A 23,116-nucleotide genomic window follows, 5' to 3' on the forward strand; every position below is an offset into this window, starting at 1 on the left:
GACTTGATAACTATTGCCATTTAACGAAAACGGTACAGAAAACGACAGCTTGGCAGAAGCAGGGCGGTATAATTCACAGTTTGATATTGCGAAACAGCATAATCACGTGATAATCAGATAATCATATTTAAAGAACACTGGCGAGCATCGATGGAAATTCGCGTATTCAGACAAGACGACTTTGAAGAAGTCATCACTTTATGGGAGCGTTGCGACCTGCTGCGGCCTTGGAACGATCCTGAGATGGATATCGAACGCAAGCTGAACCACGATCCAGATCTGTTTCTAGTTGCCGAAGTGGGTGGCGAAGTGGTGGGTTCCGTAATGGGGGGTTATGACGGCCATCGGGGGTCTGCCTATTACCTAGGCGTTCATCCTGATTATCGTGGGCGTGGTATTGCCAATGCTTTGATTAGCCGGTTGGAGAAAAAGCTGATCGCCCGCGGCTGCCCGAAGATTCAACTGATGGTGCGTGAAGACAACGATACCGTCATCGAAATGTATGAAAAACTCGGTTACGAAATCCAGGGAATTACCAGCCTGGGTAAACGTTTGATCGAAGATCAGGAGTATTAGGCTACTTTGCTTAACTGCACGCGAGCGCCGCTGGTGGTTATTGGCACTCGCAGCTTAAAACCAGGCCCGAAGAAAACCGGCGGTGGTTTTCACCGCCTAGGCTGTTAAGTTAATTGAGCTTTTTAATGGTCTTTACATCAACTTCCAAATTGCTCCACTCTTTATCCACTTTCCCTTCTAGCTGTACTTTATCTTTCGGGGTGATGGCCAGTCCGTTCCAGCGCTTTTGGTCGATCTCAACGGTGAGCGTTCCGGTAGCATCGCGGAAAGTATAAAGGTCATCACCGACTCGCTGCTCGATATTGCCCTGTAGCATCACCCAGGTGTCATCGCTCATGGATTTTACCTTATCCGCAGTGGTCAGTGATGCGCTTGGGCCGGAGAATCCCCCTTGTTGCCGAGCCTGCGGTGCGTTGTTATCGACAAAACCGCCTTGTTGCGCCAAAACCGGCGTGCTGCACAGGGCAAGAAGTGTTACCAAAGCTATTTTTTTCATCTGAATGTTCCTTATCAGTGGATTAAATCAATTCCCCCGTTCCCATTGCCTGTTAAAGCGGCTGTAATGCGAAATTGACTGGGTAAGCCGGGACACAGGGCTATTAAAGCATGAAGATCTTAAGAGCTTCTTAAGCGTGAGATTGAAAACCGGTAATATCGTCGCCATCTGAAGGAGAATTATAGTATGAGCAAGGAATAGCGCTTGAAGCGGCCTTTACACCGGTTTTCACCGGACGATTACGACCAACATGGCTTACTGCGTCTGCCGTTGTGGTTTTGGGCGGTGTTAATCTTACAGGCCCGCACCTGGATACTGTTTGTAATGGCGGGGGCTTCACGCCAACAGGGGGCGGGACTGTTACAACTGTTCTACCCTGATACCCAGCGATTTTGGTACGGTATTTTGCTTGGGCTTCCTGCCGCGCTGGCCTTTCTCATTTGTGGACGCCGGCAACATTGGCCCCGTTTGTGGCGCTGTTGGCGTTGGGTGCTTGCCACGTCGCTTGGCGCGGCATTGCTGGTTTCGCTCTTAAGCCTGTTACAGCAAGACGGCAACGAGCCTCCGTTGGATATGATATTGATAATCTTGGATGCATTGGCCCTGGGATATTTGTTACTCAACCAACGCCTAAGGACCTGTTTCCTGCCGCCTGAACTATAGGCTGTCTCCCTTAATTGTCCTACGGAGCGGCACTTTTCCTGATTTGGGTACTCCAAGTTGGCAATTGATGAATCAGGCTAAGCATTTTGATCTTAAGGAGTTATGAATGAATATTCGCCCACTGTTGTTAGGGCTGCCGTTACTACTGACGGGTTGCTCGACCATGTCGAGTTTCTCCTGGTCGAGCCTGTCGCCTTTCAACTGGTTCGGCAACAGCGTGCAGGTAAGCGCCAATGGGGTTGGTGATATCAATGCGGGAACCCCGATGACGGAGGCGGCGATCGGTGAAGGTTTGCATAATAATTATCGGATGCGTGGCGGTATGGCGACCAGCAACGGTCAGTTTATTTCCTACTACCAGGCAATGAGTGACAATGATGTGAAACTGGTGATCACTGGCGAAGCTAAAGGCTATGTCCAACGTGTTGACGTGATGGACGCCAATGTGGCGACTGAATGGGGTAGTCAACTGGGTACACCGTTCAGTGAGTTATTCAGTAAAGCCTATGGGGCCTGTAAGCTGGTTGAGGGCGATGATGCCGGGCATGTAGAATGCGTTGCTCCACAAAGCCGCCATGTCAGCTATATCTTCAGCGGTAAATGGGCGGGCCCACAAGACATCATTCCGCCGGACAGTACGTTGCAGAGTTGGACGGTAAGCAAAGTCATCTGGTATGCCAAAGCGCAGTAATTCCTGTTACGGGCATGCTACGGTGCCCGCATTTTCTACGTTAATCCCCGATTTTCTTTGTGCTTGTACAAGGTAATTCCTTTCGCATACGTTATGATAATCCGCGTTTTTAACCGGTAGGCCACAGCCTGACCCGTTACCCATTAAGGCATTGAGGATAACTACATGACACAGGTTCAGAGCGGCATCCTGCTGGAACACTGCCGTTTTGGTATTTTTTTGGAAGCCATTGTGCAGGGCGAATTCTCTGATTTGCGCCAAGGGTGCAAACAGTTTTGTGAAAAGCTTGGCGAGCTGCAACAGCAATTTCCAGATGCCGGATTAGGTGCCGTGATTGCTTTCGGTGCTGACGTTTGGCATGACCTTTCCGACGGTCAGGGTGCCAAAGAGTTGAAGCCCTTTACCCCTCTGGGGAAAGGCCTGGCACCGGCTACCCAACGGGATATGCTGATTCATATTCAATCGCTGCGTCATGACGTCAATTTCTCTCTGGCACAGGCGGCGCTGACAACGTTCGGCAATGCCATCCGTATTGAAGAGGAAACCCACGGCTTCCGCTGGGTGGAAGAACGCGATTTGAGCGGTTTTATCGATGGCACTGAAAATCCACAGGGTGAGCAGCGCCCGGTGGTGGCGGTGATCGGCGAAGGTGAGGAAGATGCAGGGGGAAGCTATGTGTTGGTACAGCGTTACGAGCATAACCTGCGCCAATGGCAACGCTTCACCACCGAACAACAGGAACAAATTATTGGCCGTACCAAGCATGACAGCGAAGAACTGCCACCTGAACAACGGCCAGATACCTCGCATGTCAGCCGGGTCGATCTGAAAGAAGACGGCAAAGGGCTGAAAATATTGCGCCAAAGCCTGCCTTACGGTAGTGCCAGCGGTAAACATGGGCTCTATTTCATCGCCTACTGCGCGCGATTGCACAACCTTGAAAAACAGTTGTTAAGCATGTTTGGTGAACTTGATGGCAAACATGACGCTATGCTGCGTTTCAGCCGTGCGGTGACCGGCAGCTACTACTTTGCCCCTTCATTGACGCGTCTGCTGTCACTTTGATACATAGCCTTGCCAGCAGGGCCAGTTATGTGGGCTCTGCTGTTTCTTCCTCTTGGCGGTGAACCGCCCCATTCCTGCCTTATAGCGTTTGATGCTTGAAAATCACTAAACGGTATATAAAAGCGTTACAACTCTGCATCAAGTTATAAATACACTGGTCATCGAGAAGGCGTTTGACTGAGTGAAATCATAAGGTGCGGAATGAAACATATCCTGATTAGAAATACTCTTCTGAAAGGCTGGCTGGCAGCGGCGTTGTTAGTTAGCGGCACAGTTTCTGCAACGGAATTGCTTAATAGCTCTTATGATGTTTCCCGTGAATTGTTCAGCGCGCTGAATCCCGGTTTTCAACAGCTTTGGGATCGGCAGCATCCTGATAATAAATTGACCATCAAGCAATCCCACGCCGGTTCGTCCAAACAGGCGCTCGCTATCCTGCAAGGGTTGCGTGCCGATGTCGTGACCTATAACCAGGTGACGGATGTGCAGATCCTGCACGACCGTGGTCAACTGATACCTGCCGATTGGCAACAACGCTTACCGAACAACAGTTCTCCTTTCTACTCCACCATGGCGTTCCTGGTGCGCAAGGACAACCCAAAGGGCATTCACTCCTGGAGCGATCTGGTTCGTGACGATGTGAAACTTGTATTTCCAAACCCCAAGACTTCTGGCAATGGCCGCTATACCTACCTGGCTGCATGGGGTGCTGCCAGCCAGGATAATGGTGACGATCAGGCTAAAACCCGTGAATTCATGACTCGCTTCCTGAAAAATGTGGTGGTGTTTGATACCGGTGGGCGCGGTGCAACTACAACCTTTGTGGAGCGTGGGCTGGGTGACGTACTGATTAGCTTTGAATCGGAAGTGAACAATATTCGCAAGCAGTACGGTGAAGACAAGTATGACGTGATCGTCCCTCCAGTCGATATTCTGGCAGAGTTCCCGGTGGCCTGGGTTGATAAAAACATTGAGAAAAACGGCACTGAGCAAGCGGCCAAAGAATACCTGAATTATCTCTATAGCCCTGAGGCGCAGCAGGTGATCACCAGCTTCTATTACCGCGTCAATGATCCGCAGGCAATGGCAGCGGCGAAAAGTCAGTTCCCTGATACCAAGCTGTTCCGGGTTGAAGATCAGTTTGGCGGTTGGCCGCAGGCGATGAGCACACACTTTGCAACCGGCGGTGAGTTGGATCAACTGTTAGCGGCAGGGCATAAGTAATGTCTTTATTGGCTAGCAAGCGGGTTCTGCCGGGGTTTACCCTGAGTCTGGGAAGTAGCCTGCTTTACACCTGCCTGATTTTGCTGTTGCCGCTCAGTGCGCTGGTAATGCAACTGGCGCAAATGAGCCTGGCACAGTATTGGGCGGTGATCTCCAATCCGCAGGTGGTGGCCGCTTATAAAGTCACACTGCTAGCCGCGGGCGTTGCCAGCATTTTTAACGCCGTATTTGGCATGTTGATGGCATGGATCCTGACCCGCTACTCGTTCCCTGGCCGAACTTTACTTGATGGCCTGATGGATTTGCCGTTTGCGTTACCTACGGCAGTGGCAGGATTAACGCTGGCTGGGCTGTTTTCCACCAATGGTTGGTATGGGCAGTGGTTGGCCCAGTTTGACATTAAAGTTTCTTTCACCTGGCTGGGTATCGCGGTGGCCATGGCGTTCACCAGCATTCCGTTTGTGGTACGCACCGTGCAACCGGTGCTGGAAGAGTTGGGGCCAGAATATGAAGAGGCCGCAGAAACGTTGGGGGCAACCCGTTGGCAGAGCTTTCGCCGTGTGGTGCTGCCAGAAGTTGCGCCGGCCCTGCTTGCTGGTACGGCACTCTCGTTTACCCGTAGCCTGGGTGAGTTTGGTGCGGTGATCTTTATCGCCGGTAATCTTGCCTGGAAAACCGAAGTGGTCTCGTTGATGATTTTTGTGCGTTTACAGGAGTTCGACTATCCGGCAGCCAGTGCAATTGCTTCGGTGATCCTGGCGGCATCATTGCTACTGCTGTTTGCCATAAATACCTTGCAAAGCCGCTTTGGGCGCAGGATTGGGGGGCACTGATGGCTGATGTAACCACGTTCCACGGCGCAGAGCGCCCGCGCATCAACTGGGGAAAATGGACGCTGATTGCCATTGGTGCCCTGTTCTCGTTCCTGCTGTTGGTCGTGCCGATGGTTGTGATCTTTATTGAGGCGTTCTCCTCTGGCGTGGGAGCCGTGTGGCAGAACTTGTCCAACCCGGACATGCTGCACGCTATCTGGCTGACGGTGTTAGTGGCACTGATCACCGTGCCGGTCAATCTGGTGTTCGGTACTTTGCTGGCTTGGCTGGTTACGCGTTTTAACTTTCCTGGCCGCCAATTGTTGCTGACGCTGTTCGATATGCCATTTGCGGTTTCGCCAGTGGTGGCGGGGCTGCTTTATCTGCTGTTTTACGGCACCAATGGGCCGCTGGGTGGCTGGTTGGACGAGCATAACATCCAATTGATGTTTGCCTGGCCAGGCATGGTGCTGGTGACGATGTTCGTAACCTGCCCGTTTGTGGTGCGTGAACTGGTGCCACTGATGATTAGCCAGGGTAGCCATGAAGATGAAGCCGCAGTGCTGTTGGGCGCTTCTGGCTGGCAGATGTTTCGCCGCGTTACCTTACCCAATATTCGCTGGGCGCTGCTGTACGGTGTGGTGTTAACCAATGCCCGGGCGATTGGTGAGTTTGGCGCGGTATCGGTAGTTTCCGGTTCTATTCGCGGTGAAACCTATACCTTGCCACTGCAGGTTGAATTACTGCATCAGGATTACAATACCGCAGGGGCATTTACTGCCGCGGCATTACTGACTCTGATGGCGATAGTAACCCTATTTCTGAAAAGCGGACTGCAATGGCGTCTGGCGCGTCAGAATGTGCGTCTTGAACGGGAGGAAAATAATGAGCATTGAGATTAACGGTATCAACAAATTTTTCGGTCGTACCAAGGTATTGAACGATATCTCGCTCGATATTCCTTCCGGCGAAATGGTGGCGCTGCTAGGGCCATCGGGTTCGGGTAAAACGACATTGTTGCGGATTATCGCCGGGCTGGAGAGCCAGAGCGGTGGCAAATTAGGTTTTCACGGCACCGATGTCAGCCGCGTGCATGCCCGCGATCGTCGAGTGGGCTTTGTGTTCCAACACTACGCCTTATTCCGCCATATGACCGTATTTGACAATATCGCTTTTGGTTTGAGCGTATTGCCACGCCGCGAGCGGCCCAACGCCTCTGCGATCAAACAGAAAGTTGAACAGTTGCTGGAGATGGTGCAATTGGGGCATCTGGCGAACCGCTATCCTTCGCAACTTTCCGGCGGACAGAAGCAGCGTGTCGCATTGGCTAGGGCATTGGCGGTTGAACCGCAAATTCTACTGCTCGATGAACCCTTTGGTGCTCTGGATGCTCAGGTGCGTAAGGAGTTGCGCCGCTGGTTGCGTCAACTGCATGAAGAGCTGAAGTTCACCAGCGTGTTTGTGACTCACGATCAGGAAGAGGCGATGGAAGTGGCCGATCGTATCGTGGTGATGAGCCAGGGTAATATCGAGCAGGTTGGTTCACCTATCGAGATCATGCGCGAGCCAGCGACACGTTTTGTACTGGAGTTTATGGGGGAAGTGAACCGCCTGAATGGCGAGATCCGCGGTTCGCAGCTTTTTGTCGGAGCGCACCAGTGGCCACTGTCATTCCAGCCAATGTATCAAGGTAGCGTCGAGCTGTTCCTGCGCCCATGGGAAATGGAAATCAGCACTGAAAGCAGCACCCGTTGCCCATTACCGGTGCAAGTGTTGGAAATCAGCCCGCGTGGCCATTTCTGGCAACTGACTGTGCAACCCATTGGTTGGCACCAGGAACCGATGAGCGTGATCCTGTCAGAAGACAATGCCACGCCGGTTCGCGGTAGCCGTTATTACGTCGGTAGCCTTAATGCCCGCCTCTACGCTGGTGAACAACGCTTACAACCTGTTGCGTTAGCCAAAAGCGCCTGATAGTTTCTAGTCTATTATTCCCACTTTAAGGCAACCTTGGGTTGCCTTTTTCACATTATGCACAGGCAGAAATCGTGACAACTCTGGAACAATGTATTGGTAATACACCATTAGTAAAACTTCAGCGGATGACTGAGGAGCTGGACTGTGAAGTCTGGGTCAAACTGGAAGGCAACAATCCGGCGGGTTCGGTAAAAGATCGCGCTGCGTTAGCGATGATCCAACAGGCGGAATTGCGCGGCGAGATTAAGCCCGGTGATACGCTAATCGAGGCAACCAGTGGTAATACCGGCATCGCCCTGGCGATGATCTGCGCGATAAAAGGTTATACGCTTAAACTGTTGATGCCAGAGAATATGAGCTCCGAGCGCCAGGCTTCCATGCGGGCCTATGGTGCCGAGCTGATTCTGGTCAGCCGCGAGCAGGGCATGGAGGGGGCGCGCGATCTGGCACTGGAAATGCAGCAGCAAGGGATAGGCAAGGTATTGGATCAGTTTAACAATCTCGATAATCCTTATGCTCACTTTACTACCACTGGCCCGGAGATCTGGCGGCAGACCGCTGGGCGTATTACCCATTTTGTCTCCAGTATGGGGACAACCGGTACCATTACGGGTGTCGGCGGCTATCTGAAGAGCCAAAATTCGCAGGTCCAAATTATCGGGCTTCAGCCTGCCGAAGGGAGCAGTATTCCGGGGATCCGCCGTTGGCCAGCGGCCTATCTGCCGGGTATTTACCGTTCCGAACTGGTGGATCAGGTATTGGATATGACCCAATCGGCGGCAGAGCAGACTATGCGGCTACTGGCGCAGCGCGAAGGGATCTTCTGTGGTGTCAGTTCCGGCGGTGCAGTGGCCGGTGCGCTACGGGTTGCGGCGGCTAATCCGGGCAGCGTGATTGTGGCGATTATCTGCGATCGCGGCGACCGCTATTTATCTACCGGAGTATTTAACTGACGGTTGCTATACCTCGTCCTGTGCTCATTAGTGATCGCTACCCTGCGTTGTCGGTTCGCTAACCGTGGCGAAGTGGCGCAAAGAATTATGTAAGGATTGAGTAAAATTGGCAGCGAAGTGAAGCATCTGACGCGAGAATGGCAAAAATCAGTTAAGGAGTAAGGCATGGAAATTTTATTGGTCGATGACGATCTGGAACTTGGCACCATGCTAAGTGAATACCTGACGGCCGAAGGATTCAATGCGACCCTGGTACTCGCTGGTAAAGCCGGTGTTGACGGGGCTCTTTCTGGTAAATACTCCGCGATGATCCTGGACATTATGCTGCCTGATATGAGCGGTATAGATGTACTACGTGCAGTGCGCAAAAAGAGTCGCCTACCCATCATCATGCTAACGGCCAAAGGGGACAATATTGACCGGGTGATAGGGCTTGAGATGGGGGCTGATGATTATGTGCCGAAACCCTGCTATCCACGCGAACTGGTTGCGCGTTTACGCGCAGTGTTACGCCGTGTTGAAGAGCAACCGGAACAGATAGATAAAGATCTGTCGCTGAACTTTGGCGGATTGACGCTAAACCCTTCCGCTCGTAGTAGCCAATGGCAAGGGAAAGTGTTTGAGTTGACCGCATCGGAATTTAATCTGCTAGAGCTGTTGTTGCGTGCACCAGAACGGGTAGTTTCAAAGGATGAGCTGTCAGAAAAAGGGCTTGGGCGGCCGCGTGAAGCCTATGACCGCAGTGTGGACGTGCACATCAGTAATATCCGCCAGAAATTGGCTGTGCTGACGGCTAATCAGTTGAGTATTGAAACCGTGCGCAGCATCGGTTATCGCATCAGGCAATGACTATGCGTGGAAGACTTTTCTGGAAAATCCTGCTTGGCTTTTGGCTGACGTTTATCATCATGACTCAGGCGTTATGGGTGGCTTTCGCGTTCTACGGCAACCGCCACGAATCGACGGAAAACCGCGTAACCCGGCATCTTGTCAATCTGCACATAAACTCGGCAGCTGTCACGCTGCGCAAAGGTGGTATGCCAGCATTAAACGCGATGGTAGCGGGCTGGCCACAGGACGAGCGCCGTTTTTTCAGCGTGAAACCAAGCGCGCAACCGCTGGTCGAAGCGCCCGGCAGTGACGCTGAAATCAAACCTAAGCCAGCCAAGATAGAGACATGGGTTATGGGTGCCGATAAGCAAGGCTACTTGCTGAGCTATGACATTGAGGGATTGCGCCAAAACTATCGGCCTGAAAGACGCTGGCGCATTTTGAATATTCCGCAGCCGATGTTGTGGGTCGGCGGGGTGTGCGGTTTGATGTTCAGCGCCGTGCTGGCCTGGAACCTGACGCGCCCGATGCGCCAGTTGAGCGGTGCGTTTGAGCGTGTTGCGCAGGGCGATCTGGCCGTTCGGTTGTTCCCCAAGATGCGAAAGCGGCATGATGAACTTTCTGATTTGGCGCGTGATTTTGACAGAATGGCGGAACGTCTGGAACTGTTGGTCAGTGCTCGTGAACAACTGCTGCACGATGTGTCCCATGAACTGCGTTCTCCGCTGGCCCGAATGCAATTAGCCATTGGTCTTGGCCGGCAAAATCCCGACAACGTAGAAAACTCGCTACAGCGCCTTGAGCATGAGGCTGGGCGGTTGGATAAAATGATCGGCGAACTTTTGACGCTGTCGCGGGTTGAGAGCAACAGCCTGCCGGATGAAGAATACTTTGACCTCTCCGGGCTGGTGGAGGTGGTAGTGAATGATGCACGCTATGAGGCTCAGGTTCCTGGAGTAGAGATTGCGCTGCATGCCGATCCTGATGTGGAATACACGGTTAAGGGCAATGCTGAACTTATGCGCCGCGCGGTAGATAATATTGTGCGCAACGCCCTGCGTTTTTCCAGCCATGGACAACGGGTGACGGTGGCGTTGACGCCTATCGACTCGTTGTTCCAGATACAGGTCAGCGATCAGGGGCCCGGTGTTGAGGAATCGAAGCTTTCCAGCATCTTTGACCCCTTTGTGCGGGTCAAGTCGGCAATGTCCGGCAAAGGGTATGGACTCGGTTTAGCAATCACCCGCAAAGTGGTTTTGGCACATGGCGGGCAGGTGGAAGCTAAAAACGGCGAGCAGGGCGGCCTGGTGATCACGTTGCGGATCCCGCGCTGGGTTTAACGGTAATGCTGTTTATCCAGATCATACTTTCTCATACGCAGATAGAGCTTCTTGCGCGGGATCTGCAGGTATTCAGACACTTCGTTAATGCGGCCTTGGTGAAGATTCAGTGCCTCGGTAATGATCTGCCGTTCATAGTCCTCAACACGTTGGTCCAGCGGGAGTGGCTCGGATTCGTGCAGAAGCGGATTTGCAGTTTCAGCCAGTGGCATGACGCCAACGGCAAACAGTTCAGCCGCATTAGCCAACTCGCGAACATTATTTGGCCACACCCGTCTGCTTAAGCGCTTAATCAATTCCGCAGGGAGTTCCGGTACTTGGCGATTCAGGCGCAGGCAGGCCTGCTGCAAGTAGTGTCTGAATAAGGGTTCTATGTCATCAGGGCGTTGGGCTAGAGGGATACAGGCGATTTGTGTCATGGCAAAGCAGTAATAGAAATCTGGCAAGATGATATTACCAGCGGCCATTTCCACTAATGTTGAGGGGCCAATACCAATCAGCCGGAATGGCAGTGGCTGCTGTGCCTGAAGCCGGATCAATTGTGCCTGCTGAGCGATGGGCAGATAGTTCAGGTGACGTAAAACCAGTGTGCCATCTTGCGCTTGTTCAATCCATTGCTCCAAAGGCGGTTCGTTACCCGGCACCAGTTCGCCGATAATCAAGGGTTGCTCATTACGGTGGCCTATATGATGCAGAAAACGCGCCGCTAGCGTTCTTCCTACCCCCAGTTCCCCGTGTAAATAAACGGCCAAATCCGTTTCAGCCACTTGCTGCAAGCGAACTCTTAACTGCTTTATCCACTCGCTGCGTCCAATCAGGCTGGCGTGTAATTGCTCCTTTTGCCAGCGACGCCGCGCAATGTAAGAACTGCGTTGAGCCATGGCGCTGGCAACCTGTTCAAGCAGTTGGGCCGGGTTGACCGGTTTTTGCAGAAAATCCCAGGCACCTTTCTTCACCGCTTCAACAGCCATTGGTACATCGCCGTGACCGGTGATCAATAAAACCGGCAAGCAAGCATCACGGGCAAGTAGCAACTCCATGAGTTCGATCCCCGAACTGCCGGGCATACAGACATCGCTGATGACGATCCCCGGCCACTCTTTGGTGAGCAGCTCTTGTGCCTCAAGCGGGTTACTACAGGCTTTAACCTGATAGCCAGCCTGGGTGAGTAACATCGTATAGGCATCGAGGACATCGAGATCGTCATCGATTAATAGAATATGCTGTTCTTGACTTAACATGGTTCAGTCCACGGGTTGAAACTGTAAAACGACGCATGCATTCTGCGTCAGGGTGGAGGCCAGGAACAAACTGCCCCCCATTTGCTGCATCAGTGACAATGAGATAGACAGGCCAATCCCCAGGCCAACCTGCTTGCTGGTAGTGAAGGGCTTAAGTAGAGACTCAGCCTGTGCCAGTGGCCAACCATGACCGTTATCCCAAAGCATAACCTGCCACCCTGATTGATTGCGTTGCCAACTGACCTGAATCTGCGGTTGCTGGCGACAGGCATCCAGAGCGTTTGCCATCAGATTGACCAACACTTGCTGAATGCGCACTTCGTCACCGCGAACATAAATGGGTTCTTCGGCTAGCTTCAACTCACCTTTTAGCGGTTGGTGGCGCAGGGCGAGTAACTCCCAAGCGGCAAGTAATGATTGGCGCAGATCAACCGGCTGGCAAGGGCTTTGTTCTTCTGTTCTGCGGGTGAACTGCCGCAACATGCGAATAATGGCATCCATACGGCCAATCAATCCGTCAGCTTTAGCAATAGCAATGCCAGCACTGTCATATTGCCCTTTATCCACTGCGTTGCGAGCGGTGAAGAGGTACATCGACAGCGCATTGAGTGGTTGATTTATCTCGTGAGCCAATGTAGTCATGGTCTGCCCAACAACGGCCAGCTTCGCCGTTTGAATCAGTTCACCTTGCGTTGCTCGCAAATGTTTTTCAATATCCTTGCGCTCAGTGATTTCCTGCTCGAGCCTGGACTTCTGTTTATTTAGCTGGCCAAGGGTACGCCTTAGCAGACGTGCAATGCGGCCCAGTTCGTCCCCGCCATAGATCGGGATCGCAGCGTGGGTATCCCCAAGACCAATACGTACAACAACCTGATTGAGCAAGGTAAAGCGTTTGATCAGACGAGAACGGATAAAGTAATGATTGAGCAAAAACGTTAATAGCATTGCCAGCAGGGTCGCAATCAGGATCAGATTGCCGCTAACGCGTATTATCTGTTCCAGCCTATGGTTGAAGGTCTGCATCTGACGATGGCTGTTGCTCAGTTGTGATTCCAACTGAGTACGGAACCGGGCCAACGTAGTCTCTTTAACCTGAGCCGCTTGTATGAGTACTTGCCTGGCTTTAAGGTAATCTTCCATGGCAGCCGGCATGCTGTTTTCTGCGATGCCTGTTTCTAAAAGCTCGTCGATGGTTTGGCGAAGTGTCACCGTGCTTGGATGAGCCTCTAACCCACGCATGTTCTCGTTAGCCGTCTTCTTCAGGTAATCGAGATAGCGGATGTGGTCTTCAACAGGAATAGCGTCTTCGCCAGTGGACTGCAATTTATTAAGCTGATCGCGCAGCGCATCGGTGATCTGATTCTCGATTCGGGCTAACGTATAGACTTGCTGCTGCTCACTTTGTACCTCCCGTAAACTGGCTCGTAGGCGCGGTAGCGAGTGGCTGGGATCCACCTCCATCTGATCCAGCAACGCGCTCTGTTGCCAACTGAAATCCTGTACCAGCGAGTTCAATTCAGTGGTGAAATCATCATGCAGCCAACTGATGCGCGCTGCGATCACATTCACTTTTTCCCGGGCAATAAACATGTTGTAAAGCGCCTTATCCAGTTGGCCCAAGAGTTGTCTGCTATCTGCCAGAGTAGACTGGATCTGCTGGCGTTGAGGACTATCGAGTTGCTCACTGGCCCGTTCTATTTTCCCTAAATGCTCTACGATCTTGTTTCTTAGCTGCAGACGTGCGGTGGTGTTGGCGGTCTGCTGGAAGGCATTAAACTGACCTACCAAAGTATTGAGATTACTTTCAATCACAAACGAAGACTGTATCCGTGGAAAATAATCATCCAACGCGTATCGGATCTGTGAGCTTTGCTCATGCCAGGAGTACAGGCTCACTCCGCTTACGATCAGCGTCAGGAATGCGCCGGTGAGAAATGCCCCTCGTAGGCAAGTGCTGATCGTCAGGCGTTTCATGCGGCGCAGTAAATAGCGGCTCATTTTAACTCTTCCAGTTCTTTAATGGCTTTTCTCTGTTGGTGTTGAAAGAACAGTTGCCACTCCATGATTTGCTGTTCAGCCTCGCTGCGCATTTCAAACTGCTTTAGATACTGAGTATCTTCACTTTGAGCTTGAGTAACAGGAATGGTCGTCAGCAACGCGCGGATCTCTGGTAAAGGACGATTAAGACGGTTTTCTGCCCCATGCAGCGCTTTCCAGGCATCTTTTAACTGAGAAAGCCGAAAGCTGATGGCGGTATCAAACAATTTTTGCACCATGCGCTGTCGTTGCATGATCAACCGGTAATTCAAAGGTGACTGCTGCAGAAGCTTTTGCTGTTGCGCAAAAAGCGGGTTGTCGGCGCTGAGAGGGATCACCGGGTATTTCCCGGTGTTGGTATCTGCCAGCACTTGTTGCCCTTGCGGACTCAACAGGAATTGGATGAAACGCCTTGCTTCTTCCGGGTAATGACTATTACGCGTTATGGCAATATAGGTGGGAGAAACCGAAGTATTTGGAAAGTACCGGAAGATTAGGTGTGGATCGCTGTGCAGTAGATTGGCATAGTTATCAATGGTTGGCCCAACTGACCCTAAACCGTTTTTGACTTTATCCGCTACGCCAAAGCTGCGCGAAGAGATCGTGATCAGATTACCTGCGGCTGACAGTAACGTCCCCCAGCCTGATTGCCAGCCATCTTGCTGCAACAATGATTCTACGATCAGATGATTAGTATCTGAGCGAGAGGGGCTGCTCATTAGTAGAGCCCCTTGGTAGCGGGCTTCTGTCAGGTCGTTCCAATCAGTGGGTAAAGGTAACCGCTTTTCTTCCAGGTTAGTGCGGTTTATCAGAAGCCCAAAACCGGAGACAGCGATAGCCACCGCCGTGTCCCGAATAGATTCAGGTACCAGCCGTTGCGACTGTTCGGGTGCACCATCATAGTTGGCGAGGCGCTGATGCTGTTGCAAATGCTGGAGCAACATTGGCGAAGATGTCAGAACCAGATCGATGTTTTCTGCACCCGCGCTATCAAGCAACTGCTCAAGAGATGTGCTGGTACGATTTAATGTACGTATAACCACTGATTGTGGCTGATGTTGCCAGCGGCTGATGATATAGGCGGTAGCGTCTGGCGAAAACGTGGTAGCCATCACCAGTTCATTTCTTTGAGAGCAGACAGCACTTGAAAACAATAAACATACTATTGCTGTAAGAATGACCTGAGAACGCATAATAAAACTCCCCTCGGCTTCATTATTTGTGATCTTGTTCATAAAATAGAGATGGTAACAAATTAAAGCAAAAATTCATTTGGGATAAAAATATCCCCTCCAATAATTCTTCGCCATTGTTACTATAATTAAAGCTAGGTGGTTATATTAACATTGATAATCGCCAAATACTGCTAACCCTCTAAAAATATTGCTATTAGAGGATGTTAGATGCTGCTGTGGCAGCTTGTGATACGGTGTATCGATGTTTGTACTGTGATTTAATTGTTTTGTTAAATATGCGTAATACAAACTTTGAGTCAAAATTGTACTCGGTTAATATTAATTTGAGTCAATTTTGACACATATTACCGCGCTTGTTTTCGTGAAGAAATAATCACATCATCCTCTATGAGTTTAATTAATAAAAACTATCACTTTGAGTCACTGTTGATAAAAATCACAGGGGAATAATATGCTTTCATTATTAAAGGCGAGCAAGGCCGTGGATAGTATTCCACCAGAAAAAGTTCAGGCAACTTATCAGCGATACCGTATGCAGGCTTTGCTGAGCGTTTTTCTGGGCTATCTGGCCTATTACATTGTACGTAACAACTTCACACTCTCCACCCCCTATCTGAAGGAGAATCTTGATCTGAGTGCGACACAGATAGGTATGTTAAGCAGTTGCATGTTAATTGCTTATGGCATCAGTAAGGGGGTGATGAGTAGCCTGGCTGATAAAGCCAATCCTAAAGTGTTTATGGCTTGCGGGCTGATCCTTTGTGCCATTGTTAACGTGGGGCTAGGCTTTAGCACCGCTTTTTGGATTTTCGCGGCGCTGGTGGTATTCAATGGCCTGTTTCAAGGGATGGGCGTGGGGCCCTCATTCATTACTATTGCCAACTGGTTTCCACGGCGTGAACGTGGCCGTGTCGGGGCATTCTGGAATATTTCGCATAACGTTGGTGGTGGAGTGGTAGCCCCTATTGTTGGCGTCGCTTTTGCACTTCTGGGCGATAAACATTGGCAGACTGCCAGTTACATTGTTCCTGCCTGCGTGGCCGTGGTATTTTCGCTCGTCGTGCTATGGCTTGGTAAAGGTTCCCCGCGGAGTGAAGGATTACCCGCATTGGAGCAAATGATGCCAGAAGAGACCATCAAGCTAAAAAATAGTGAACCGACAGTAGCGCCAGATAACATGAGTGCATTCCAGATTTTTTGTACCTATGTCCTAAAGAATAAGAACGCCTGGTATGTCTCATTGGTAGACGTGTTCGTCTATATGGTGCGCTTTGGCATGATTAGCTGGTTACCCATCTATTTACTTACTGTGAAAAATTTCTCTAAAGAGCAGATGAGCGTCGCGTTTCTGTTCTTTGAGTGGGCGGCTATCCCTTCCACCCTGTTAGCTGGGTGGTTGTCGGATAAATTGTTCAAGGGGCGTCGCATGCCTCTGGCGATAATTTGTATGGCTATGATCTTTATCTGCCTTATTGGTTACTGGAAAAGTGATTCATTATTTATGGTTACCGTTTTTGCCGCCATCGTTGGTTGCCTGATTTATGTGCCGCAGTTCCTGGCTTCAGTACAAACGATGGAAATCGTTCCCAGTTTCGCTGTTGGTTCTGCCGTTGGTCTGCGTGGTTTCATGAGCTATATCTTTGGTGCGACTCTGGGTACCAGCCTGTTTGGTGTGATGGTCGATCAATTCGGATGGAACGCAGGTTTCTATCTGCTGATGGGGGGCGTTTTGTGCTGTATCTTCTTCTGTTTCCTGTCCCACCGTGGCGTGCTGGCTTTAGAGCGTGAAAGAGAGCAACCTGAAAATATGGCCGTGCAACCTCAGGTGGGTACTGCGCAGTAACGAACAGGATTTAATAGGGATAAAAAAACGGCGCTTTACGCGCCGTTTTTGATGGTCATACCGCGATTACTTCTTGATGCGGATGATCGGAGTTTCACCAACGGTTACGCTACCGGACAGTTTGATCAGCTCTTTGATCTCGTCCATGTTGGAGATAACAACCGGAGTCAAGGTTGACTTGGCTTTCTCTTCCAGCAGTGCCAGGTTGAACTCGATAACGACATCACCTTTCTTGACGCGTTGGCCTTCTTCAGCAATACGCTTGAAGCCTTCACCTTTCAGTTCAACGGTGTCGATACCAAAATGTACGAATAGCTCAATGCCACTGTCGGATTCGATGGAGAACGCGTGGTTGGTTTCAAAAATTTTACCGATGGTGCCATCAACCGGGGCAACCATTTTGTTGCCTGAAGGTTTGATAGCAATGCCATCGCCAACGATCTTCTCTGCGAATACTACGTCTGGCACATCTTCAATATTGACGATTTCGCCAGAAAGTGGAGCGACGATCTCGATACTGCCCGTGTCTTTCTTGTCATCAGAAACCAGAGACTTCAGTTTATCGAACAAACCCATGATCTTCTCCTAAGCATTTAATTGGGCTGCATTCCAGTGTGCTGGAAGTTTAGCAGAGCGTCTTTTCTTCGATGAATTTATTTACGCAATTCATCAAATCTTCAGCCGTTGGTTGCTCCAAGGCTTGCGCTGCCAATGCCTTCACATCTTCGAAGTTCGTATTACGAATAATTTTCTTGATGCGCGGGATTGAAATCGCACTCATGCTGAACTCATCCAGCCCCATGCCCAATAGCAACAGTGTAGCACGTTCATCGCCAGCCAACTCACCGCACATACCGGTCCACTTGCCTGCCGCATGAGATGCATCAATAACCTGTTTGATCAGGCCAAGTACTGATGGGGACATCGGGTTATAGAGATGAGAAATCAGCTCGTTACCGCGATCTACTGCCAGAGTATACTGGGTAAGATCGTTTGTCCCAATACTAAAGAAGTCGACTTCTTTCGCCAAGTGGTGAGCAATGACTGCAGCAGCAGGCGTTTCCACCATTACGCCTACTTCAATGGATTCGTCAAAGGCTTTGCCTTCTTCACGCAGCTGCGCTTTCAACGTTTCCAATTCGTTTTTCAGATCGCGTACTTCTTCAACCGAGATAATCATCGGGAACATGATGCGCAGTTTGCCGAACGCAGAGGCACGCAGAATGGCACGCAGTTGGGCATGCAGAATTTCCCGGCGGTCCATCGCGATACGGATCGCGCGCCAGCCGAGGAACGGGTTTTCTTCTTTCGGCAGGTTCATATACGGCAGGTCTTTATCACCGCCGATGTCCATGGTACGAACGATAACTGCCTGTGAGCCCATGGCTTCCGCAACGGCTTTGTAAGCCTGGAACTGCTCGTCTTCAGTCGGCAGTGAATCGCGGTCCATGAACAGGAATTCGGTACGATACAGACCAACACCTTCTGCGCCATTGCGCTCTGCACCTGCGACGTCACGCACGGTACCAATGTTGGCACAGACTTCAACCTGATGCCCATCCAGCGTGATTGCTGGCAGATCTTTCAGCTTGGCCAGTTCGTTCTTTTCGCTGACGTATAGGGTTTGAGCGGCTTTCAACTGCTCGATAACGTCAGGCGTTGGGTTAACATAAATCTGGTTGCTGACTGCGTCCAGAATCAGGTAATCACCATTTTTCACCTGTTGGGTCACGTCGCTGGTGCCAACGATGGCTGGCAGTTCCAAAGAACGGGCCATAATCGAGGTGTGGGAGGTGCGGCCACCTAAATCGGTAATGAACCCCAGCACTTTATCCAGATTCAGCTGTGCCGTTTCTGACGGGGTTAAATCGGATGCAACCAGGATAACCTGATCTTGAATAGCACTCAGATCGACAATTGCCATGCCCAGAATGTTCTGCAACAAACGTTTACCGATGTCACGCACGTCAGCCGCACGTTCTTTCAGATATTCGTCGTCCAGTTCTTCCAGCGCTTTGGCCTGGCCTTCAATCACTGTGTAGGCTGCGGCATCGGCAGATGCTAAATCATCTTTGATGAGGGCTATGATTTCTTGCTCAAGCTCTTCGTCTTCCAGCAACATAATGTGGCCTTCGAAGATGGCTTCTTTCTCTTCGCCAAAGGTTTCGCCCGCTTTGGTCTTAATCACTTCCAACTGCTCGGACGCCTTGGCGCGGCCTGCTAGAAAACGTGAAATTTCCTGCTCCACAAGATCAGTGGAGATTTTTTTCCGGTTGATGACAATCTCATCTTCTTTCAGTAGGAGAGCCTTACCAAAAGCGAAACCCGGTGATACTAAAATGCCTGAAATCATAACCCTACCTTACTCTTGACTGGTGTTAACTAAAAAGACGGGCCGATTATTCAAGCTCTGCCATCAGTTTTACCAAGTGCTCAACGGCTTGCTGCTCGTCTTCACCCACAGCCTCAATGGTTACTACGGTCCCTTGGGTCAGGCCCAGAGTTTGCAGCTTGAACAGGCTCTTGGCGCTGGCACTTTTGCCGTTGGATGTCACAGTGATGTCAGAAGTAAAGCCTTTGGCTTCTTTAACGAACTGAGCAGCTGGACGAGTGTGCAGGCCATTCGGAGCGGTGATAGTAACTTCTTGCTGGAACATTGATGTTTCCCCGACTTATTAGTTTAAGGTTGTGGAGCTAAAGTTTAGCCCAAAGGCATGATTTTAGCTTGTCTGGTTAGCGCCCGACTATGTACAGGGGCGAGCATTGATGCAACATAAAACGACGAATTAGGCATTTTAGATCAAAAAAAACAAGCTTCTGACGTCGTTTCAACCAGCTTCCCATTATGCAGTGTCTACCACCTTGGCGACAAACGAGTAAATCGATTCAGCTTGAACAAGGAATGGGAGGCGATTAATTTTGTGCATCGAAATAATTGACCGCTTAAATACTAAAGCCAGCGGCTAAAATCAATCTTCGAGTGGTGTAAACTTTGATCCAGTCCACAAAAAAAGCACCTTGAGAGGTGCTTTTTTAGCTTTTTGTGCACTGATTGCGCTATTGCTGCAGCTCTTGTTCTGTGAACAGATTTGCAAATAACGCGGTGCTTAAATAGCGTTCACCTGAGGATGGCAGAATAACGACAATAGTTTTATCAGTAAAGTCTGCTTCTTCTGAAAGTTTGACCGCTGCCGCAACTGCAGCACCGGATGAGATCCCTGCCAGGATCCCTTCCTCTTCCATCAGACGCAGCCCCATGCTGATGGCCTCGTCATTGGTAATTTGCTCAACACGGTCAACCAGGCTCAGATCGAGGTTACCGGGAATGAAACCTGCACCAATACCCTGTATTTTGTGCGGACCAGGCTTGATTTCGAGGCCTGCCAATGCCTGACTGATGACTGGGGAGTCTGTTGGTTCAACGGCAACGGTGGTGATCGCTTTGCCTTTGGTGTTTTTAATAAAACGGCTCACGCCCGTCAACGTACCACCAGTACCCACGCCAGCAATAAACACGTCAACTTCACCGTCGGTATCTGCCCAGATTTCAGGGCCAGTGGTTTTTTCATGAATTTCAGGGTTGGCAGGGTTGCTGAACTGTTGCAACAGGATAAAACGGTCTGGATCGGATGCCGCGATTTCCTCAGCTTTGGCGATAGCCCCTTTCATGCCTTTCGCACCTTCGGTGAGAACCAAATTGGCACCTAATGCCTTAAGCAGTTTGCGGCGTTCAATGCTCATGGTTTCAGGCATGGTCAAGGTCAATTTATAACCACGTGCAGCTGCGACAAATGCCAAGGCAATGCCGGTGTTGCCGCTGGTTGGTTCTACCAGCTCTTTGCCTGCAGTAAGAATACCGCGCTTTTCGGCATCCCAAATCATATTTGCACCGATACGGCATTTGACGCTGAAGCTCGGGTTACGAGATTCAACCTTGGCGAGAATGCGCCCGTTGCCGATACGGTTCAGACGAACCAGCGGCGTATGGCCGATTGTAAATGAGTTGTCTTCATATATCTTGCTCATAGCCTGTCCTTTAACTCTATGAAAATGTAGGGAACATCGAAAGCATACGCTAAAGGACCCGCCAGGGAAGTAAAGAATTGGTATATCTATATGTTATTAGGAAATAAGTTTTAAGCACAATAAGAAGGGCGCTGAAAGCGCCCGATGGTTAGGAAATAATCTCCAGTGCTCAATTAATGGCGGGCAAACTGCGGGCGATAACGATCTACCCACATGGCGGTAGCGCCACAGACGGCGACCGGCAGGATCACCAGGTTAACGATAGGGATCATGGTGAATAGACTTATCAGTGCGCCAAATTGCAGGTTAGCTCCCTTATGTTGACGCAAAGCACGGCGCATGTCGGTGAAGCCGACTTTGTGGTTATCAAACGGATAATCGCAGTACTGAATAGCCAACATCCAGGCGCTGAACAGGAACCACAATACCGGTGCCAGCGTTTGGCCAACGCCCGGTATAAAGTAAAGCAATAGCAGTACCAGCGCGCGTGGCAGGTAGTACATCAGCTTACGCCATTCACGCGACATAATGCGGGGGAGATCTTTGGCAATGCCAAGCAGGCCGGTGTCCGGCAGTTGTTTCCCAGTCAGGCTTCCTTCAAGCTTTTCGGCCAGCAACCCACAAAACGGTGCAGCGATCAGATTGGTGATAGTGCTGAACAGATAACTGAATACCAATAACACGGAAATGACCGCTAACGGCCAGAGTAAATAGCTTAACCACTGAAGCCATTCGGGAACATGGCTCATCATGCGGGGGATCCAATCGCCCAGTTGAGTGAACAGCCACCAGAAGGCGGAGCCCATCAGCAGAACGTTCACCATTAACGGTAGGACAACATAGCGCTTAATACCCGGGCGTGAAATCAGTCGCCACCCTTCGGCAAAATAATGAATGCCGCTGGCGGGTTTGGAAGGAGGCTGAATATAGGACATATCTTAAGGTTATCTCTTTGTCTGAACAGGCTTCACTATCATATAGGCATGACTTTCCACTGGCTAGGGTGCTATTGGCTGAAAAAACAGCAAAAAAATGCCGTGTAATCATCTTTATTGGCATAAAGTACAGCACGGACTTGCACTTGTGCGTGCAGGCAAATAGAGTTAAAGAGTGAATGTTTGCCGCGGTGGCAATGTATTGGAACAACAGAGATAGCAATGATGCAGGATTTGCGTCTGATATTAATCGTTGTTGGCGCGATCGCCATAATAGCGTTGTTATTGCATGGTCTTTGGACCAGCCGTAAAGAACGCTCTTCGCTCTTTCGCGATCGCCCAGCCAAACGCTCGAAAATAGAACGTGAACCAACTCCACTTGATGATCCCGCCGAAGGCGTGGGAGAGGTACGTGTGCGTGCCACTCGCCCCCAAGACGAGCCATCATTGGGTGATTTTGATGCCGCACGCGAAGAACCTGTTGCTGTGCCAAGGGTAGAACCCACCGCTCAGCCGGCATCGCTTTCGCAGCGTCAGGAGTACGATGATATTCTGCTGGACAATTACGCGCAGGATGAAGACGCGGAAGAACCGCAGCAATCAGTTGCGCGGCGCAAACAGCAGGTTGACGTAGTGCCCCTGGTAGATGAATCTGAGCCTGTGTTGCGGCATGCGGAACCTGCGAAGCCGGCAGCAAAAGCGCAGCATGCCCATGAGCCTAAGGCAGACCCTGAGCCAACGAAACCGGCAAAACTGAAAGAAACCGTTCTGGTGTTGCATGTTGCGGCGCATCAGGGGGGGATGATCGGTGGTGAAGTGTTGCTGCAAAGCGTACTACAAGCTGGTTTTCAGTTTGGTGAAATGAGCATTTTCCACCGCCATATCAGTCCCGCAGGCAGTGGTCCGGTGCTGTTCAGCCTTGCCAATATGGTCAAGCCTGGTTCGTTTGATCCGGAAATGATGTCTGATTTCTCAACACCTGGCGTATCAATGTTTATGATGGTGCCGTCTTATGGCGATGCCAATCAAAACTTCAAGTTGATGCTCCAGTCTGCTCAGCGTATTGCTGACGACGTTGGCGGTGTAGTGCTGGATGACGAGCGTCGTATGATGACGCCGCAGAAGCTGGAAACCTATAAAGCGCGTATCCGAGAAGTGTTGGAAACCAACGCCTGAACAATCCTCTGCCCGATGGATTTCGAGTTCAAGC

General features: G+C 50.7%; 22 protein-coding genes. 13 read left to right on the forward strand and 9 right to left on the reverse strand.

Going from position 1 to position 23,116, the window contains the following annotated elements; genetic code table 11:
- Nucleotides 1-150 precede the first annotated feature (150 nt).
- The gene (locus SAQUA_RS07845; RefSeq protein WP_380672331.1) at nt 151-576 is read left to right on the forward strand and encodes a GNAT family acetyltransferase; all 426 of its coding nucleotides are present in this window, start codon (nt 151-153) and stop codon (nt 574-576) included.
- A gap of 109 nt (nt 577-685) precedes the next feature.
- Here the strand turns inward: SAQUA_RS07845 and SAQUA_RS07850 are convergent, their stop codons facing one another.
- Complete coding sequence (locus tag SAQUA_RS07850; protein WP_380672332.1) at nt 686-1,072, reverse strand: YgiW/YdeI family stress tolerance OB fold protein; 387 nt, start codon at nt 1,070-1,072, stop codon at nt 686-688.
- 204 nt (nt 1,073-1,276) lie between these two features.
- Between SAQUA_RS07850 and SAQUA_RS07855 the strand changes: the two genes are divergently transcribed.
- The 10 genes from SAQUA_RS07855 (at nt 1,277) to SAQUA_RS07900 (ending at nt 10,628) form a co-directional block, all read left to right on the forward strand.
- The gene (locus tag SAQUA_RS07855) at nt 1,277-1,735 is read left to right on the forward strand and encodes a DUF2919 domain-containing protein (protein WP_380672334.1); all 459 of its coding nucleotides are present in this window, start codon (nt 1,277-1,279) and stop codon (nt 1,733-1,735) included.
- A 106-nt stretch (nt 1,736-1,841) separates the two neighbouring features.
- Nucleotides 1,842-2,426, forward strand: a complete 585-nt coding sequence (locus tag SAQUA_RS07860; RefSeq protein WP_380672336.1) for an RpoE-regulated lipoprotein — start codon at nt 1,842-1,844, stop codon at nt 2,424-2,426.
- A gap of 165 nt (nt 2,427-2,591) precedes the next feature.
- The gene (locus SAQUA_RS07865; RefSeq protein WP_380672338.1) at nt 2,592-3,491 is read left to right on the forward strand and encodes a Dyp-type peroxidase; all 900 of its coding nucleotides are present in this window, start codon (nt 2,592-2,594) and stop codon (nt 3,489-3,491) included.
- Nucleotides 3,492-3,692: 201 nt separating this feature from the next.
- Entirely contained in the window at nt 3,693-4,715 is a 1,023-nt protein-coding gene (locus tag SAQUA_RS07870) for a sulfate ABC transporter substrate-binding protein (protein ID WP_380672340.1), read from the forward strand.
- Nucleotides 4,715-5,548 (forward strand): sulfate/thiosulfate ABC transporter permease CysT, encoded by an 834-nt coding sequence (gene cysT, locus SAQUA_RS07875; protein WP_380672342.1) that lies wholly within the window; start codon nt 4,715-4,717, stop codon nt 5,546-5,548. The genes SAQUA_RS07870 and cysT overlap by 1 nt, the downstream gene beginning before the upstream one ends.
- The gene (cysW, locus tag SAQUA_RS07880) at nt 5,548-6,423 is read left to right on the forward strand and encodes a sulfate/thiosulfate ABC transporter permease CysW (protein ID WP_380672344.1); all 876 of its coding nucleotides are present in this window, start codon (nt 5,548-5,550) and stop codon (nt 6,421-6,423) included. The genes cysT and cysW overlap by 1 nt, the downstream gene beginning before the upstream one ends.
- The gene (cysA, locus tag SAQUA_RS07885) at nt 6,413-7,501 is read left to right on the forward strand and encodes a sulfate/thiosulfate ABC transporter ATP-binding protein CysA (RefSeq protein ID WP_380672346.1); all 1,089 of its coding nucleotides are present in this window, start codon (nt 6,413-6,415) and stop codon (nt 7,499-7,501) included. The genes cysW and cysA overlap by 11 nt, the downstream gene beginning before the upstream one ends.
- A 74-nt stretch (nt 7,502-7,575) precedes the next feature.
- Entirely contained in the window at nt 7,576-8,457 is an 882-nt protein-coding gene (gene cysM, locus SAQUA_RS07890) for a cysteine synthase CysM (protein ID WP_380672348.1), read from the forward strand.
- Nucleotides 8,458-8,622: 165 nt separating this feature from the next.
- Nucleotides 8,623-9,306, forward strand: a complete 684-nt coding sequence (locus SAQUA_RS07895; protein WP_380672350.1) for a response regulator transcription factor — start codon at nt 8,623-8,625, stop codon at nt 9,304-9,306.
- A gap of 2 nt (nt 9,307-9,308) precedes the next feature.
- Nucleotides 9,309-10,628: an ATP-binding protein gene (locus SAQUA_RS07900; RefSeq protein ID WP_380672352.1), complete on the forward strand. Its 1,320-nt coding sequence runs from the start codon at nt 9,309-9,311 to the stop codon at nt 10,626-10,628.
- Here the strand turns inward: SAQUA_RS07900 and SAQUA_RS07905 are convergent.
- From SAQUA_RS07905 to SAQUA_RS07915, 3 genes are read right to left on the reverse strand one after another with little or no spacing between them, the layout of a single operon-like run.
- A complete protein-coding gene (locus tag SAQUA_RS07905; protein ID WP_380672354.1) occupies nt 10,625-11,869 on the reverse strand; it encodes a two-component system response regulator PgtA in 1,245 nt (414 codons plus the stop codon). The two genes, SAQUA_RS07900 and SAQUA_RS07905, sit on opposite strands and share 4 nt — an antisense overlap.
- A gap of 3 nt (nt 11,870-11,872) precedes the next feature.
- Entirely contained in the window at nt 11,873-13,867 is a 1,995-nt protein-coding gene (locus SAQUA_RS07910; RefSeq protein ID WP_380672356.1) for a two-component system sensor histidine kinase PgtB, read from the reverse strand.
- Complete coding sequence (locus SAQUA_RS07915) at nt 13,864-15,018, reverse strand: ABC transporter substrate-binding protein (RefSeq protein ID WP_380672358.1); 1,155 nt, start codon at nt 15,016-15,018, stop codon at nt 13,864-13,866. Before SAQUA_RS07915 ends, SAQUA_RS07910 begins: the two co-directional genes overlap by 4 nt.
- 535 nt (nt 15,019-15,553) lie before the next feature.
- Between SAQUA_RS07915 and pgtP the strand changes: the two genes are divergently transcribed.
- A complete protein-coding gene (gene pgtP / locus SAQUA_RS07920; RefSeq protein WP_380672360.1) occupies nt 15,554-16,945 on the forward strand; it encodes a phosphoglycerate transporter PgtP in 1,392 nt (463 codons plus the stop codon).
- A 66-nt stretch (nt 16,946-17,011) separates the two neighbouring features.
- Here pgtP and crr read toward each other — a convergent pair whose 3' ends face one another.
- The 5 genes from crr to cysZ all read right to left on the reverse strand — a co-directional run bounded on the left by crr (nt 17,012) and on the right by cysZ (nt 21,906).
- Entirely contained in the window at nt 17,012-17,521 is a 510-nt protein-coding gene (gene crr / locus SAQUA_RS07925) for a PTS glucose transporter subunit IIA (protein ID WP_380672362.1), read from the reverse strand.
- 49 nt (nt 17,522-17,570) lie between these two features.
- Nucleotides 17,571-19,298, reverse strand: a complete 1,728-nt coding sequence (ptsI, locus tag SAQUA_RS07930) for a phosphoenolpyruvate-protein phosphotransferase PtsI (protein ID WP_380672364.1) — start codon at nt 19,296-19,298, stop codon at nt 17,571-17,573.
- Nucleotides 19,299-19,344: 46 nt separating this feature from the next.
- Nucleotides 19,345-19,602: a phosphocarrier protein Hpr gene (gene ptsH, locus SAQUA_RS07935; protein WP_380672366.1), complete on the reverse strand. Its 258-nt coding sequence runs from the start codon at nt 19,600-19,602 to the stop codon at nt 19,345-19,347.
- Between the two features lie 400 nt (nt 19,603-20,002).
- On the reverse strand, nt 20,003-20,971 hold the full coding sequence (gene cysK / locus SAQUA_RS07940) for a cysteine synthase A (RefSeq protein WP_380672368.1): 969 nt from the start codon (nt 20,969-20,971) through the stop codon (nt 20,003-20,005).
- A gap of 173 nt (nt 20,972-21,144) precedes the next feature.
- The gene (gene cysZ / locus SAQUA_RS07945; protein WP_380672370.1) at nt 21,145-21,906 is read right to left on the reverse strand and encodes a sulfate transporter CysZ; all 762 of its coding nucleotides are present in this window, start codon (nt 21,904-21,906) and stop codon (nt 21,145-21,147) included.
- 222 nt (nt 21,907-22,128) lie between these two features.
- Between cysZ and zipA the strand changes: the two genes are divergently transcribed.
- A complete protein-coding gene (gene zipA, locus SAQUA_RS07950) occupies nt 22,129-23,082 on the forward strand; it encodes a cell division protein ZipA (RefSeq protein WP_380672373.1) in 954 nt (317 codons plus the stop codon).
- Nucleotides 23,083-23,116 lie beyond the last annotated feature (34 nt).

This window comes from Serratia aquatilis (assembly GCF_044865145.1).
GTDB lineage: Bacteria > Pseudomonadota > Gammaproteobacteria > Enterobacterales > Enterobacteriaceae > Chania > Chania aquatilis.

Bases quoted from the DNA above. Each gene is read 5' to 3' on its own strand.
- SAQUA_RS07845 (WP_380672331.1), top strand. From the start codon at position 151: ATGGAAATTCGCGTATTCAGACAAGACGACTTTGAAGAAGTCATCACT.
- SAQUA_RS07850 (WP_380672332.1), bottom strand. From the start codon at position 1,072: ATGAAAAAAATAGCTTTGGTAACACTTCTTGCCCTGTGCAGCACGCCG.
- SAQUA_RS07860 (WP_380672336.1), top strand. From the start codon at position 1,842: ATGAATATTCGCCCACTGTTGTTAGGGCTGCCGTTACTACTGACGGGT.
- SAQUA_RS07865 (WP_380672338.1), top strand. From the start codon at position 2,592: ATGACACAGGTTCAGAGCGGCATCCTGCTGGAACACTGCCGTTTTGGT.
- SAQUA_RS07870 (WP_380672340.1), top strand. From the start codon at position 3,693: ATGAAACATATCCTGATTAGAAATACTCTTCTGAAAGGCTGGCTGGCA.
- cysT (WP_380672342.1), top strand. From the start codon at position 4,715: ATGTCTTTATTGGCTAGCAAGCGGGTTCTGCCGGGGTTTACCCTGAGT.
- cysW (WP_380672344.1), top strand. From the start codon at position 5,548: ATGGCTGATGTAACCACGTTCCACGGCGCAGAGCGCCCGCGCATCAAC.
- cysA (WP_380672346.1), top strand. From the start codon at position 6,413: ATGAGCATTGAGATTAACGGTATCAACAAATTTTTCGGTCGTACCAAG.
- SAQUA_RS07895 (WP_380672350.1), top strand. From the start codon at position 8,623: ATGGAAATTTTATTGGTCGATGACGATCTGGAACTTGGCACCATGCTA.
- SAQUA_RS07900 (WP_380672352.1), top strand. From the start codon at position 9,309: ATGCGTGGAAGACTTTTCTGGAAAATCCTGCTTGGCTTTTGGCTGACG.
- SAQUA_RS07905 (WP_380672354.1), bottom strand. From the start codon at position 11,869: ATGTTAAGTCAAGAACAGCATATTCTATTAATCGATGACGATCTCGAT.
- SAQUA_RS07910 (WP_380672356.1), bottom strand. From the start codon at position 13,867: ATGAGCCGCTATTTACTGCGCCGCATGAAACGCCTGACGATCAGCACT.
- SAQUA_RS07915 (WP_380672358.1), bottom strand. From the start codon at position 15,018: ATGGCTACCACGTTTTCGCCAGACGCTACCGCCTATATCATCAGCCGC.
- pgtP (WP_380672360.1), top strand. From the start codon at position 15,554: ATGCTTTCATTATTAAAGGCGAGCAAGGCCGTGGATAGTATTCCACCA.
- crr (WP_380672362.1), bottom strand. From the start codon at position 17,521: ATGGGTTTGTTCGATAAACTGAAGTCTCTGGTTTCTGATGACAAGAAA.
- ptsI (WP_380672364.1), bottom strand. From the start codon at position 19,298: ATGATTTCAGGCATTTTAGTATCACCGGGTTTCGCTTTTGGTAAGGCT.
- ptsH (WP_380672366.1), bottom strand. From the start codon at position 19,602: ATGTTCCAGCAAGAAGTTACTATCACCGCTCCGAATGGCCTGCACACT.
- cysK (WP_380672368.1), bottom strand. From the start codon at position 20,971: ATGAGCAAGATATATGAAGACAACTCATTTACAATCGGCCATACGCCG.
- cysZ (WP_380672370.1), bottom strand. From the start codon at position 21,906: ATGTCCTATATTCAGCCTCCTTCCAAACCCGCCAGCGGCATTCATTAT.
- zipA (WP_380672373.1), top strand. From the start codon at position 22,129: ATGATGCAGGATTTGCGTCTGATATTAATCGTTGTTGGCGCGATCGCC.